14 protein-coding genes and 1 pseudogene are annotated in these 12,724 nt (G+C 65.5%); all 15 read left to right on the forward strand.

Annotation, left to right across the window (positions count from 1 at the left end; translation table 11 throughout):
• Positions 1-263, forward strand: a pseudogene (tuf, locus tag CVUC_RS18035) (elongation factor Tu); the annotation flags it as partial.
• Positions 264-491: 228 nt separating this feature from the next.
• Positions 492-2,513, forward strand: a complete 2,022-nt coding sequence (locus tag CVUC_RS18040; protein ID WP_164512724.1) for a DUF3857 domain-containing protein — start codon at positions 492-494, stop codon at positions 2,511-2,513.
• A 214-nt stretch (positions 2,514-2,727) separates the two neighbouring features.
• Positions 2,728-3,546 carry a formate dehydrogenase accessory sulfurtransferase FdhD gene (fdhD, locus tag CVUC_RS18045; RefSeq protein WP_096032928.1) on the forward strand — a complete coding sequence of 273 codons (819 nt, stop codon included), beginning with the start codon at positions 2,728-2,730 and terminating at the stop codon, positions 3,544-3,546.
• A complete protein-coding gene (locus CVUC_RS18050; protein WP_096032929.1) occupies positions 3,546-5,834 on the forward strand; it encodes an FdhF/YdeP family oxidoreductase in 2,289 nt (762 codons plus the stop codon). The genes fdhD and CVUC_RS18050 overlap by 1 nt, the downstream gene beginning before the upstream one ends.
• 53 nt (positions 5,835-5,887) lie before the next feature.
• Positions 5,888-7,036, forward strand: a complete 1,149-nt coding sequence (locus tag CVUC_RS18055) for a GNAT family N-acetyltransferase (protein WP_096032930.1) — start codon at positions 5,888-5,890, stop codon at positions 7,034-7,036.
• A gap of 112 nt (positions 7,037-7,148) precedes the next feature.
• Positions 7,149-7,988, forward strand: a complete 840-nt coding sequence (locus tag CVUC_RS18060; RefSeq protein ID WP_096032931.1) for a GIN domain-containing protein — start codon at positions 7,149-7,151, stop codon at positions 7,986-7,988.
• A gap of 228 nt (positions 7,989-8,216) precedes the next feature.
• On the forward strand, positions 8,217-8,417 hold the full coding sequence (locus CVUC_RS18065; protein ID WP_012640189.1) for a hypothetical protein: 201 nt from the start codon (positions 8,217-8,219) through the stop codon (positions 8,415-8,417).
• Positions 8,418-8,430: 13 nt separating this feature from the next.
• Positions 8,431-8,739 carry a 30S ribosomal protein S10 gene (rpsJ, locus tag CVUC_RS18070; protein WP_004616952.1) on the forward strand — a complete coding sequence of 103 codons (309 nt, stop codon included), beginning with the start codon at positions 8,431-8,433 and terminating at the stop codon, positions 8,737-8,739.
• Between the two features lie 13 nt (positions 8,740-8,752).
• On the forward strand, positions 8,753-9,520 hold the full coding sequence (rplC, locus tag CVUC_RS18075; protein WP_096032932.1) for a 50S ribosomal protein L3: 768 nt from the start codon (positions 8,753-8,755) through the stop codon (positions 9,518-9,520).
• The gene (gene rplD / locus CVUC_RS18080) at positions 9,520-10,158 is read left to right on the forward strand and encodes a 50S ribosomal protein L4 (protein WP_010919128.1); all 639 of its coding nucleotides are present in this window, start codon (positions 9,520-9,522) and stop codon (positions 10,156-10,158) included. The genes rplC and rplD overlap by 1 nt, the downstream gene beginning before the upstream one ends.
• Complete coding sequence (locus tag CVUC_RS18085) at positions 10,158-10,454, forward strand: 50S ribosomal protein L23 (protein ID WP_010919129.1); 297 nt, start codon at positions 10,158-10,160, stop codon at positions 10,452-10,454. The genes rplD and CVUC_RS18085 overlap by 1 nt, the downstream gene beginning before the upstream one ends.
• Before the next feature lie 3 nt (positions 10,455-10,457).
• The gene (rplB, locus tag CVUC_RS18090) at positions 10,458-11,297 is read left to right on the forward strand and encodes a 50S ribosomal protein L2 (RefSeq protein ID WP_010919130.1); all 840 of its coding nucleotides are present in this window, start codon (positions 10,458-10,460) and stop codon (positions 11,295-11,297) included.
• Positions 11,298-11,300: 3 nt separating this feature from the next.
• Complete coding sequence (rpsS, locus tag CVUC_RS18095; RefSeq protein WP_010919131.1) at positions 11,301-11,579, forward strand: 30S ribosomal protein S19; 279 nt, start codon at positions 11,301-11,303, stop codon at positions 11,577-11,579.
• Positions 11,580-11,581: 2 nt separating this feature from the next.
• Positions 11,582-11,962, forward strand: coding sequence for a 50S ribosomal protein L22 (gene rplV / locus CVUC_RS18100; RefSeq protein WP_010919132.1), 381 nt, complete (start codon positions 11,582-11,584; stop codon positions 11,960-11,962).
• Complete coding sequence (rpsC, locus tag CVUC_RS18105) at positions 11,962-12,714, forward strand: 30S ribosomal protein S3 (protein ID WP_096032933.1); 753 nt, start codon at positions 11,962-11,964, stop codon at positions 12,712-12,714. Before rplV ends, rpsC begins: the two co-directional genes overlap by 1 nt.
• The last annotated feature ends 10 nt before the right edge of the window (positions 12,715-12,724 follow it).

The raw sequence follows: 12,724 nt of genomic DNA on the forward strand, positions 1-12,724 counted from the left end.
AAGCCTACATCCTGACCAAGGAAGAAGGCGGCCGTCACACCCCGTTCTTCACCAACTACCGTCCGCAGTTCTACTTCCGCACGACGGACGTGACGGGCATCATCAAGCTGCGCGAAGGCGTCGAAATGATCATGCCGGGCGACAACGCCGAGCTGGACGTCGAGCTGATCACCCCGATCGCCATGGAAGAGAAGCTGCGCTTCGCTATCCGTGAAGGCGGCCGCACCGTCGGCGCCGGCGTGGTTGCGAAGATCGTTGAATAACGATCATCGCGACCCTGCTTAGTTCGCCAGAAGCGCTAGCGCTTCTGGTGGGCCAAGATCGTCGAGTAATCGAACGCTCTTAGCTTCGGCTAGAAATGCGAAGGCCCCGGAGAGCAATCTCCGGGGCCTTTTGCTTTTGCAACTCCCCCTGATTGTAACTTCCGGATTGACGTGGTGGTATTGCAACCTCGGCGCTTGCGCCGGCGTCTATCAGCTTGGGGCGGGCGAGTGTTTGGTGAAGAGGGTTCGGGCGCACGCTTCGAGGTGGGCGCTCCGGGGGATTGGGTGATTGCTGCGCGGTTCGAGCCCAATCTAGAACCACCGAGTGACAGCATTGATGGAGGGCGCCGATTTTGGCTCTCCGACACTCAGATTGATCTGCGCTGCGGCGGCCAGGCTTGGTTTTCCAGGGTCGTCGCCGAGGTTGTCACTGCGGATGGCTTGCAGCCTATCGGGCAGATCAGCGTCGACTTCGAACCTTCTTACGAGCGTCTCATTCTGCATCACGTGCGCATCCTGCGCGCGGGGGAGACGCGCGAAATCGAGATCAGGCCGCTAGTGAGCGTTCTGCGGCGCGAGCGGGATCTCGAGCGTGCGATGTATGACGGCCGTTACACCGCGCACCTCGTCGTTCCCGACGTTCGCGTCGGCGATATCGTAGATTACAGCTACACGCTTCACGGTGCCCATCCCAGCTTTCGCGGTCTGTTTGGGGCCGAGTTCGGGCTTCAGTGGTCGTGTTGGGTCGCGCAGACTCGTGTGCGCCTACTTGCGGATGAAGAGCGGACTTTCGACACACGAACGTGGAACGAGGCGCCCGCGCCCAAAGTGAGCCTTCTGGAGGCGGGCGGCCGCGAATGGCTCTGGAACGTCATCAACCAGCCCGGCGTCCGCTCCGAACAGAACGTGCCCGGCTGGATCCGAGACCGCATGGCGCTCCGGCTGGCCGATCACGCGACATGGGCTGACATCGTCGCGCTGTTCGCGCCGTCCTATGAGACATCCGGAGCGTTGCCAGACGATCTTGAGGCGCGGGCGGTAGAGATAGAGTCCCAGGCCGCAGATCAATCAGCGCGCGCGGTTGCCGCGCTCCGGCTGGTCCAACATGGGCTCCGCTATCATTCGGTCAGCTTGGGAGACGGGGGTTTCGCGCCGCGCTCCATCGAGCACATTTGGGCCGTCCGGGCGGGCGACTGCAAGGACTCGAGTCGGCTTTTGGCGGCCTTGCTTCGCCGCCTCGGCTTGGAGGCTGATCCTGCGCTTGTCCACACCTGGCTTGGACAGGATATCAAGGATGATCCGCCGGCGCCGAACGCCTTCAATCATTGCATTGTCCGGACTCGCGTAGCCGGCCGAACCTATTGGCTCGACGCGACCCGTTACCCACAAGGCGGCGCGCTGGAGAGCGTTTCGCAGGCCCGCTACGGTTGGGCCCTTCCGCTTGTCGAGGGAGCCGCGCTTGAGGCTATGGGGGAAGACACGCCCACACCGATTTGCGATGCGAAGGAACGCTTTGAACTCGAGCCCGCCCCTGATGGCGCGGGCCGACTGACGATTGATACACACTATCGTGGCTGGCGAGCGGACGACATTCGGCGTCGGTTGGCGTCGGAAGGCCCCGACGCTATCGCACGAAGCTACCGTGAGTACTACGAACGGTTCTTCGGCGCCGTAACCGAGCTCGCGCCGATGACGGTCGATGACGATGTGGAGGCCAACGTCATTCGGATTGGCGAGCGCTACGCGCTTGCGCGCCCCTGGGAACGGATCGACGAGAATCGGGGGCGCTTCCAGCCGCTCGACGACATCTTCGCACCGCATCTGACAACCCAGAGATCCGCGAAAAGGCGTACGCCTATTGACCTTGGGACGCCTCGGTCCCTCTCGGTAGAGACCCTGATCAAGCTTCCTCATGCCATAAGGGTCACGCCTTGGGACGATGTGTTCGAAGCGCCGGGTGTTCGCGCATCGTCACGGTTGGAGCCTGCGGACCAGACCGGGACCCTGTTCCGGCTGGCGCGAGGGTTGACGATCTCCCGAACTGAAGTTCGGCCCGAGGACGCTGAGGCTCTCTTTAACCTGCGCGAAGGCGCGATCAACGCCTCCGTCGTGATCACCGACACCAAGGACAAGCCAAAGGCGACGTCCGGCTTCCAGCTTGGCGAAGTTAATCTAGACTATCGAGTGATCTGGGTGGTCTTCTGGCTGCTGATCGTTATCGGTGGTCAAGTTTTTTCACGCATAAACTGACCAGCCACCAATCCAGATATCGGCCCTAACTGTGGCGCCTGATCCGGCGGCGCCGCAACCTCATCGTCTACGAAGCCCTAGCCTTCTGGCGGATTGTCTCCACGCGCGCGCCAAGTTCATGCTCGGGTCATCCGCCTATTGATGGCGGTTGGAGCAAGCGTGCCACGATGTGATCGGCTGTACCGCTCGGCGCCGTCGGAGTAGGCTCCCCGCCATGTCGCGTTCCGTCGCCGATCCCCGTCCCGCCCTGCAGTGGCGCGCCGATCAGGCCGTGCGGCCGATCGAGCGGATCACGCCGCGGGAGATCGCCGTCGGCCTGTCGTTCGATGGTCGCCCGCACACAGTGCTGATGGCCTCGCCGGAGGGTCTGGAAGACCTGGCGCGCGGCTTTGTCGTCACTGAAGCCGTGGCCGCCGCCCAGGATATCGCCGCGATCGACATTCGAAGCGAAGAGCAGGGTGTCCTGGTCGATGTCCGCTTCCACCCTGGCGCCGGCCCCCGCAAGGCTCGGCCGCGCAATCTGGAAGGGCGGTCCAGCTGCGGTCTGTGCGGGGTGGAGCGTTTGGCCGACGCCGTGCGCCCGCTGCCGGTGCTGGCGGCCTCGGACGTGACCCTGGCGCACGCCGTCATCCCGCACGCCCTGGCGAGGCTGGAGGATGAGCAGGCCCTGGGCCGCCTGACCCGCGCCACCCACGCCGCGGCGTTCTTCTCGCTGGACGGCGATCTGGTGTTGCTGCGCGAGGACGTCGGTCGTCACAACGCGCTGGACAAGCTGGCCGGCGGACTGCTGGGCGATGGGCATGACCCGACCGCCGGTTTCGTCGTGGTGACCAGCCGCTGCTCGTTCGAGATGGTCGAAAAGACCGTGCGGATGGGCTGTCCGATCCTGGTGGCGGTCTCGGCGCCGACCGCCTTGGCCATCGACCGGGCGCAAGCGGCCAACCTGACCCTGGTGGCGCTGGCGCGCGCGGATGGCCACGCGGTGTTCGCCGGCGAGGAGCGGCTCGTGGTCGCCGAAATGGAGACCGTCTGATGTCGGATCCCAAGATCCCCGGCGTCCGCGACTATGACGCCCCCGCCGGCGGCTGGGGCGCGCTGAAGGCCGTGGCCGGCGCGCTGGCCGACCAGGAGACGGTGATCGAGGGCGGCAAGACCCTGCTGCGCGCCAACCAGCCGGAGGGCTTCGACTGCCCCGGCTGCGCCTGGCCCGATCCCAAGCACACCTCGTCGTTCGAGTTCTGCGAGAACGGCGCCAAGGCCGTGGCCTGGGAGGCGACGACCAAGCGCGCCACGCCCGAGGTCTTCGCCCGCCACACGGTCAGTGAGCTCCTGACCTGGAGCGATCACCAGATCGAGGATCTGGGCCGCCTGACCGAGCCGATGGCCTACGACCCGGCCGACGATCGCTACAAGGCGATCAGCTGGGATGAGGCCTTCACCCGGACCGGCGCGGCGCTGAAGGCGCTGGAAGATCCCAACCAGGCCGAGTTCTACGCCTCGGGCCGCGCGTCGAACGAGGCGGCGTTCCTGTATCAGCTGCTGGGCCGACGGTTCGGAACCAACAATTTCCCCGACTGCTCGAACATGTGCCACGAGCCCACCAGCGTGGGCCTGCCGGACTCGATCGGCCTGGGCAAGGGCTCGGTGACGCTGGAGGATTTCGACCACGCCGACCTGATCCTGTGTTTCGGCCACAACCCCGGCACCAACCATCCGCGCATGATGGCCACCCTGCGCGAGGCCAGCCGGCGCGGCGCGATTATTCTGGCCTTCAATCCCCTCAAGGAGCGGTCGCTGGAGCGCTTCGCCTCGCCGCAAGACGCCGTCGAGATGGCGACTTTGGGATCCACGCCCATCGCCTCGGCCTATTATCAGGTGACGATCGGCGGCGACGCCATGCTGGTTCAGGGCATGATGAAGGCGCTGCTGGCGATGGAAGCCCAGGGCGGCGGCGTCCTCGACCACGCTTTCATCGCCGAGCACACTGCTGGCTTCGAGGCGCTCATGGCGCAGCTCGAGGCCCTGGACTGGTCGGTGATCGAGGCCGGCAGCGGCCTGTCGCGCGCCCGGATCGAGGAGGCCGCCGTCGTCTACGCCAAGTCCAAGGCCGCCATCCTCTGCTACGGCATGGGCCTGACCCAGCATCGCGACAGCTCCGGGACCGTGCAGCAGCTGGTCAATCTGCTGCTGCTGAAGGGCAATATCGGTCGGCCAGGCGCGGGGATCTGTCCGCTGCGGGGCCATTCGAACGTGCAGGGCGCACGGACCGTCGGGGTCTGGGAAAAGCCCCCGGCCGCGCTGCTGGACTCACTCCGCGACGTCTTCGGCTTCGAGCCGCCGCGGGCGCATGGCCATACGGTGGTCGAGGCGATCGCGGCGATGGAGCAGGGCAGGGCCAGGGTGTTCGTGGGCCTGGGCGGCAATTTCGCCGTCGCCGCGCCTGATCCGACCCGCACCTTCGCGGCCATGCGCCGGCTCGATATGGCGGTGCATATCGCCACCAAGCCCAATCGCACGCACCTGCTGGTCGGCAAGGCGGCGCTGCTGCTGCCTTGCCTGGGGCGGACCGAGATGGATATGCGCGGCGGCGTGCGCCAGTCTGTGACGGTCGAGGACTCGATGTCGATGGTCCACGCCTCGCGCGGTCTCAACCCGCCGGCGTCGGAGCATCTGCTGTCCGAGCCGGCGATCGTGGCGGGGCTGGCCGAGACGGTCTTCGGCCGCGACCCCCTGATCGACTGGGGCGGTCTGGCCAACGACTATGACGCCGTCCGGGCGCTGATCGCGCGCGTCTTCCCTTCGGCCTTCGCGGACTACAACGAGAGGGTCCGTGTCCCCGGCGGCTTCCGGCTGCCGGTCGGCCCCTCGGACCGGGTCTGGCGCACCGCCAGCGGCAAGGCCAACTTCCTGGTCTTTGACCCGAAGGGCGGCGATCCGCGTCGGGGCGATCCTGACGTCCTGCTGCTGACGACCCTGCGCAGTCACGACCAGTACAACACCACGGTCTATGGCCAGGATGATCGTTACCGGGGCGTGTTCGGACGACGCGACGTGGTGTTCGCCAATCCCGACGACATGGCGCGGCTGGGCCTGGAGGCCGGGGCCAAGGTTGACCTCCTCGCGGCGTTTGATGACGGCGGCGCCCGGATTGCGCGCGGCTTTACGCTTGTGGCGCGCGACATCCCGCCGGGCTGCCTGGCCGCCTATTATCCCGAGACCAATGTGGTCATCGCGCTGGACGACCACGATCTGCGTTCAGGGACGCCAGCCTACAAGTCCGCTCCGGTGCGGCTGCGCAAGCACGAGGCGGGTCTCAACTAAAGCGGTTGTTAGGATGCTTAAGGCCTAATGCGCGCTCTGGGGGGAGGGACCCGTTGCAGGCCGACCGTATCAAGGTTGAGGTTGTCGATGTCGCTGGACTGGGTCCGGCGGAGCGCTCGGCTTGGCGCGACCTGCGCGCGGCTGATCCGACCCTGGCCAGCCCGTATTTCGATCTCCGGTTCATCGATGTCGCGGCCGAGGTCGCGCCGGGCGCCAAGATCGCGGTTGTCCGCGAAGACGGCGAGATCCGGGGCTTCCTGCCTTTCCAGAAGCGCGGCGCTCTGCTGCAGCCGTTGGCGGCGCCGATGAGCGATTTCCACGGGCTGATCGGTGCGCGGGGCCTGTCGGTGTCTCGGCTGCTGCCGGACCTGCCCGGGGCGCGTCGCGTGCGGTTCGGCGCTCTGGTCGGCGCGAGCGATGAAGACCTGCCGGGCCTTGCGTCCCGCCGGGCGATGGCGGCGGTTCTTTCTGACGGCTTTGACGCCTATTTGGCCGGCCGCGACAGCCGCTTCCTGAAGGACAAGCGCCGGCGTCGACGTACGCTTGAGCGAGACCATGGGCCGCTGAGCTTCTCGCTCCAGCCCGCCACGCGTGACGACATCGCGATGATCGTCGACCGCAAGAGGGCGCAGATCGCGCGCACCCATCAGTACGACGTGTTCGCCTGCGGCTGGACCGTCACGCTGCTCGAACGGCTGGTGGACGCCAGCGCCGAGGATTTTGGTCTGCGGACGGCGACGCTACGGGCCGGGGGCAGGGTGGTGGCGGCCGAGTTGGGCCTGCTTTCCGGGGGCCGCTATCACCTGTGGCTGCCGATCTACGATCCGGAGTTCGCCCGCTACTCGCCCGGGGCGCTGATGACGCTGGATACGCTGGAGGCCTTGGCCGGGCTTGGCGTGAAGCGCGTCGATTTCGGGGTCGACGCTGACAGTTACAAACGTGACTTCGCAGACCCCGTCGAGACGGTGTTCGAAGGCCTCGTCGAACGACGACGCGGCGCCCGGGGGCGGCCCATGCGCGTGATGGGCGCGGCCCGCCTGGCTAGGCGGTTCGATCGCATCGTGGCGTGCGAGCCTGGCCTGGTGGGGCAGCTTCGAGGCGGTGGGGGCTTTATCGCGACGCTCGCCCGCCGCTATCCCCGGCTGGGCGCGGCGCTGGGCCTCGGGTTCGGCCTGGTGGGCCTGGCGATGCTGGTGGACTAGCCTGACCCCAACATGACTTCGCGGTCATGACCTCGAATTAAGTCGAAACCTTGTCGGCCCCTGGCTAGCCTCTCCTCATCGAATTTCAACACGCGTCCTTGGGGAGACACTGATGCGGGCTCTGACCACCCTGGCTGTTCTGGCCATCGCCTCGACCGCCGCTGGCGCGGCCGCCGCCGCGCCCTCCGTGAAGATCAAGGACGCTGTCGCCCGCGTTGTGATCATCCCGGAGAACCGTACGGACGTGAAGGTCGAGTTCCTGACCACCAACGCCGCTTTGCCGCTCACGGTCCGCCAGGACGGCGACCAGGTGATCGTTGACGGCGACCTGAAGATGAACCGGATCAAAGGCTGCAATAGCCGCAATGGCAAGATCTGGGTGAAGGTGCGCGGCGTGGGGGACGTTTCCTACGACAACATTCCCGAGGTCGCGGTCCGCATGCCTATGAACGTGAAGGTCCAGGCCGGCGGGGCGGTGTTCGGCGACATCGGCCGCTCCGACAGCGTCGAACTGGGCAATGCCGGGTGCGGCGATTGGACGATCGCCAACACCAAGGGCAAGCTGGAAATCGCTCAGGCGGGCTCGGGCGGAGCCAAGGCCGGCACGTCTTCGCAGGCCGAGGTCAGCATTGCCGGTTCTGGCGATGTCTCCACCCAGGCGGTCGCCGGCGACCTTGAGACCAATATCGCCGGTTCGGGCGACATCTGGGTGGCCAGCGTCAGCGGCAAACTCGAAGCCAATATCGCGGGCTCCGGCAACATCACGGTCGCGGGCGGTCGTAGCCGTTCGGTCGACATCAGCGTCATGGGCTCGGGGGATGTCAGCTTCAATGGCGAAGCCGATGACGTCGATGTCGCCGTCATGGGATCGGGCGACGTCAAGATCGCCCGGGCGACCGGCCCCGTGAGGAAGCACGTCGGCGGTTCGGGTGATGTGATCATCGGCCAGTAGCGCCAGGCCGGACCTTAAAGGCGGCGCTATATATAAAGCATGCTGCAGCGGACGCCCCGGCGATGACCTCGTCGGGGCGTTCTTGCGTTCCGTGGCTTGCCTGCGGAAGGGAAGGCGCCTATCCAGAACCCGCCCGACGACTCGCGAACTTCAATTTGCGACGAACCGGACAGAGCGCTTGACGAAACCGATTCCGGAACGTACAAGCGCGCCTCTGTTGGACCGGCTGTGAGCTCTAGGGCTCAAACGCGGTTCGCGAGACGCCCGGACATAGCGCCGCCAACCTCTTTCGAGAGGGGTGCAATATCTGGTCATCACCCCCGACAGGCGACTGTTGGGGACATTTGTTTTGCGGACGCTGCGTACGGAGCCCACCTGGGTTCCGAGTTGGTCTTTGAAATGGTTCGAGACGCGGGCGCAGCCCACTAGGAAACCGAGCGATATGGATCGTCAGAACATCCGCATCCGGCTCAAGGCCTTCGATCACCGCGTGTTGGATCATTCCACGCGCGAGATCGTCAATACGGCCAAGCGTACGGGTGCGACGGTGCGGGGCCCCATCCCCCTGCCCACGCTTATCGAGAAATTCACTGTCAACCGTTCGCCGCACGTCGACAAGAAGTCGCGCGAGCAGTTCGAGATCCGTACGCACAAGCGCGTTCTCGACATCGTTGACCCGACTCCGCAGACCGTGGACGCGCTGATGAAGCTCGACCTGTCGGCCGGCGTTGACGTCGAAATCAAGCTGTAAGGAGGGCCGATCCATGACTCTCCCCACCCAACGCACCGGCGTCATCGCCAAGAAGCTCGGCATGACCCGCTTCTTCGACGAAGCTGGTCAGCACGTGCCGGTCACCGTCCTGTCGCTCGACGGTTGCCAGGTCACGGGCGTTCGCACCGTTGAGAAGGACGGCTACACCGCCCTCCAGCTCGGCGCCGGCGCCAAGAAGGCCAAGAACACCTCCAACGCCATGCGTGGCCACTTCGCGAAGGCGGCCGTTGAGCCGAAGCGCGTCGTCGCCGAATTCCGCGTCGAGGAAAACGCCCTGATCGAAGTTGGCGCCGAACTGACGGCCGACCACTTCGTCGCCGGCCAGAAGGTCGACATCCAAGGCGTGACCGTCGGTAAGGGTTTCGCCGGCGCCATGAAGCGCTGGAACTTCGGTGGTCTTCGCGCCACCCACGGTGTTTCGGTCTCGCACCGCTCGCACGGTTCGACCGGTAACCGCCAGGACCCGGGTCGTACGTTCCCGGGCAAGAAGATGGCCGGTCACCTGGGTCAAGAAACCGTCACCACGCTGAACGTCACCGTTTGGAAGGTGGACGTTGAGCGCGGCCTTATCCTGGTCAAGGGCGCTGTCCCCGGCCACGAAGGCAGCTACGTGAAGGTTCGTGACGCCGTGAAGAAGGCTCTGCCGGCTGACGCTCCGCGTCCGGGCGCCTTCCGCAAGGCTGGCGAAGCTGCTCCGGCCGCTGCTGAGACCCCCGCTGAAGAGGCCCCCGCGGCTGCGACCGAAGAGGGCGAAGGCTAATGAAACTCGACGTCATCAAACTGGACGGCGGCAAGGCCGGTTCCGTTGATCTCGACGACGCCATCTTCGGCATCGACGAGATCCGCGGCGACATCCTGCAGCGCGTCGTGACCTGGCAGCTGGCCAAGCGCCGCTCGGGTAACCACAAGATTCAAGTTCGTAACGAGGTCTCTCGTACGAGCAAGAAGATGTACAAGCAGAAGGGCACCGGCGGCGCCCGTCACGGTTCGCGCCGTGCGGCTCAGTTCGTCGGCGGCGCCAAGGCTCACGGCCCTGTCGTCCGCAGCCACGCTTTCGACCTGCCGAAGAAGATCCGGGCCCTGGCTCTGCGCCATGCCCTGTCCTCGAAGGCCAAGGCCGGTTCGCTGGTCGTGGTGGACAGCGTTGCTCTGACCGAAGCGAAGACGGCCGCCCTGCGCGCCACCTTCGACAAGATCGGTCTGAAGAACGCCCTGGTCATCGCCGGTCCGGAAGTGGACGCGAACTTCAAGCTCGCCGCCCGCAACATCCCGAACGTGGATGTCCTGCCGAACGCCGGCCTGAACGTCTACGACGTGCTGCGTCGCCAGACCCTCGTCCTGACCAAGGACGCGGTCGAAGCGATCTCGGCCCGTTTCGCTGAGAAGGAAGCCGCCTAATGGCCGCCACCGCTCGCCACTACGACACGATCCTGTCGCCGGTGATCACCGAAAAGACGACCCTGCTCAGCGAGCAGAACAAGGTTGTCTTCAAGGTGGCCAACGACGCGACCAAGGACGAAATCGCCGCCGCCGTCGAAGAGCTGTTCAAGGTCAAGGTGACCAAGGTCAACACCATCGTGACCAAGGGCAAGACCAAGCGCTTCCGCGGTATCGTGGGTCGTCGCAACGACGTCAAAAAAGCGATCGTGACCCTGGCCGAAGGCCAGTCGATCGACATCACGACGGGGCTCTAAGACATGGCCTTGAAGCAATTTAACCCGACCAGCCCCGGCCAGCGCGGCCTGGTGCTGATCGACCGCAGCGAACTTCACAAGGGTCGCCCCGAGAAGAAGCTCGTTGAAGGCCTGACCAAGTCGGGCGGTCGCGGCGGCAATGGCCGTATCGCGGTCCGTTTCCGCGGCGGCGGCGCCAAGCGCCTGTACCGTCTGGTCGACTTCAAGCGCCGCAAGCAAGGCGTGGCTACGGTCGTTCGTCTCGAGTACGACCCCAACCGCACCGCCTTCATCGCCCTGATCAAGTATCAGGCCGACGGTGAGCTGGCCTACATCCTGGCCCCGCAACGCCTGAAGGCCGGCGACGAAGTCGTCACGGCTGAAAAGGTCGACGTGAAGCCGGGCAACGCCTCGCCGCTGCGCACGCTGCCGATCGGTACGATCATCCACAACATCGAGCTGAAGCCCGCCAAGGGTGGTCAGATCGCCCGTTCGGCTGGCGCCTACGCCCAGCTGGTCGGTCGTGACGCCGGCTATGCCCAGATCCGCCTGAACTCGGGCGAGCTGCGCATGGTGCTCGATACGTGCATGGCCACCGTCGGCGCCGTTTCGAACCCCGACCACATGAACCAGAACCTCGGCAAGGCCGGTCGTTCTCGTCACATGGGCCGTCGCCCGCACGTCCGCGGTGTCGCCATGAACCCGGTCGACCACCCCCACGGTGGTGGTGAAGGCCGGACCTCGGGCGGTCGCCACCCGGTGACCCCGGCTGGTAAGCCGACCAAGGGCGCCAAGACCCGCGTCAACAAGGCCACGGATAAGTTCATCATCCGCTCGCGCCACAAAGCGAAGAAGGGCCGCTAAGCCATGACCCGCTCCGTCTGGAAAGGCCCGTTTGTCGACGGGTACCTCCTGAAGAAGGCCGATGCCGCTCTGTCGTCGGGCCGCAAGGACGTCATCAAGACCTGGTCGCGTCGCTCGACGATCATGCCGCAATTTGTCGGCCTGACCTTCGGCGTGCACAACGGCCACAAGCACGTTCCCGTGCTCGTGTCGGAAGACATGGTCGGCATGAAGTTCGGCGAATTCGCGCCGACCCGGAACTTCCCGGGTCACGCCGCCGACAAGAAGGCCAAGAGGAAGTAATCATGGCCAAGCAGAAGCAAGAACGCCGCCTGCCGGCCGCCGAAGCGATGTGCAAGGTGCGCACCCTGCGCACCAGCCCGCGCAAGCTGAACCTGGTCGCTCAGTCCATCCGTGGCCTGAACGTCCAGCGCGCTCTCAACGAGCTCGAGTTCAGCCACAAGCGCATCGCTCAGGACGTCCGCAAGGCGCTGTACTCGGCGATCTCGAACGCCGAGAACAACCACAACCTCGACATCGACTCCCTGGTCGTGGCCGAGGCCTATGTGGGCAAGAACCTGATCATGAAGCGTTTCTCGCCCCGCGCTCGCGGTCGCGCGACGCGCGTTGAGAAGCCGTTCTCCGAGATCACGATCGTGGTCCGCGAACTGGGTGAGGCCGCCTAATGGGTCAGAAAGTCAATCCGGTCGGGCTGCGGCTCGGCATCAACCGCACCTGGGACAGCCGTTGGTTCGCCGACGGCAACCAGTACGGCAAGCTGCTGCACCAAGACCTCGCGGTCCGCGCCGCTCTGAAGAAGCGCCTGTACCAAGCTGGTGTCTCGCGCATCATCATCGAGCGTCCGCACAAGAAGTGCCGCGTGACGATCTATGCCGCCCGTCCGGGCGTCATCATCGGCAAGAAGGGCGCTGACATCGACAAGCTCCGCAAGGACCTGTCGGTGATGACCGAGGGCGAAGTCCACCTGAACATCGTCGAGATCCGCAAGCCGGAAACCGACGCTCAGCTGGTCGCCGAGTCCATCGCTCAGCAGCTGGAGCGCCGTATCGCGTTCCGTCGCGCCATGAAGCGCTCGATCCAGTCGGCCGTGCGCCTCGGCGCCAAGGGCATCCGGATCAACGTTTCGGGTCGTCTGGGCGGCGCTGAAATCGCTCGCATGGAGTGGTACCGCGAAGGCCGCGTGCCGCTGCACACCCTGCGCGCCGACATCGACTTCGGTTTCGCCGAAGCCAAGACCACCTACGGCATCATCGGCGTGAAGACCTGGATCTTCAAGGGCGAGGTGCTCGAGCATGATCCGATGGCGCTCGACAAGCGTCTGGCTACCGAGTCCGGCCCCGCCGGCGAAGGTGGCGGACGTGAGCGTGGTGATCGTCCCGACCGGGGCGACCGTCGTGACCGTCGCGATCGCGCCTAAGGATTAGATC

Origin of the sequence: Caulobacter vibrioides (assembly GCF_002858865.1) — a bacterium.
In the GTDB taxonomy this organism is placed as follows: domain Bacteria; phylum Pseudomonadota; class Alphaproteobacteria; order Caulobacterales; family Caulobacteraceae; genus Caulobacter; species Caulobacter vibrioides.